The sequence below is a fragment of the Oleiphilus sp. HI0125 genome (genome assembly GCF_001635355.1).
In genome coordinates, this window is sequence record NZ_LWGF01000337.1 from 1 (window position 1) to 927 (window position 927).

2 protein-coding genes are annotated in these 927 nt (G+C 44.4%); both read left to right on the forward strand.

Annotated elements, in window-relative coordinates; genetic code table 11:
* A partial coding sequence (locus A3762_RS04800) for an RNA-binding S4 domain-containing protein (protein WP_369820662.1) occupies nucleotides 1-436 on the forward strand: 436 nt, incomplete at its 5' end.
* Between the two features lie 16 nt (nucleotides 437-452).
* The coding region (locus A3762_RS04805) for an Hsp33 family molecular chaperone HslO (RefSeq protein ID WP_197469027.1) at nucleotides 453-927 on the forward strand (475 nt) is incomplete at its 3' end.

Here is a 927-nt window from a genome sequence, read left to right on the forward strand (position 1 = left end):
TGTTGTCTTCATTTATGGATGTAATGCCTTCGTCATGACAGAAAGTTCTGAGCAAAAAGTTCGTATCGATAAATGGTTGTGGGCAGCAAGATTTTTTAAGACCCGGTCTATGGCTAAAGAAGCTGTAGAGGGCGGCAAAGTGCAATACAACGGTCAGCGTTGCAAACCAGGTAAGACGGTCGATTTGGGCGCTACTTTGCAAATTCGACAAGGCTGGGTGGATAAAGTCGTGACAGTGGCTGGCTTGTCAGATCGTCGTCAAAACGCAACCTTAGCTCAACAGCTATATGAAGAAACGGAAGAAAGTCGAATAGAGCGTGAAAAGAAAGTGGCGGAGCGTCGTGCGGAACGCGAAAGTCAGCCAGTACCGTTTAGAAGACCGAATAAACGGGATCGTCGTTTAATTCATCGTTTCAAAGATCAACGAAACGATTAGAGACAGAGAGATAATTATGCTTGAAGGAGATTCCTTCCAAAAATTCCTCCTTGATGAATGCCATATTCGAGGTGAAATTGTTCGCTTGTCAAAAAGCTTTCAAGAAGTTACTGCAAACAAAGACTATCCCCAAATACCTAGAGCGTTGTTAGCACAAGCAACCTGTGCATCTGTATTGATGACAGGAACACTCAAGTTTGAAGGTAGACTAGCTGTACATGCTCGAGGTGAAGGCCCCGTCAGTTTGTTAATGGCAGAAGCGACAGATCAAAAGTCTTTTCGAAGTATCGTGCATTATGAGGACGCTTTGCCGGACTCTAATGATTTAGGCGATTTGTTGGGGAAAGCACAACTAGCGATCACCATAGAGCCTGATAAGGGACAGCGTTATCAAGGGATTGTGCCTTTAGAGCGATCGACGTTGGCTGAATGTTTGGCGCATTACTTTGATTTATCAGAGCAGCTAGATACGCATTTCATGTTTGCGAGTG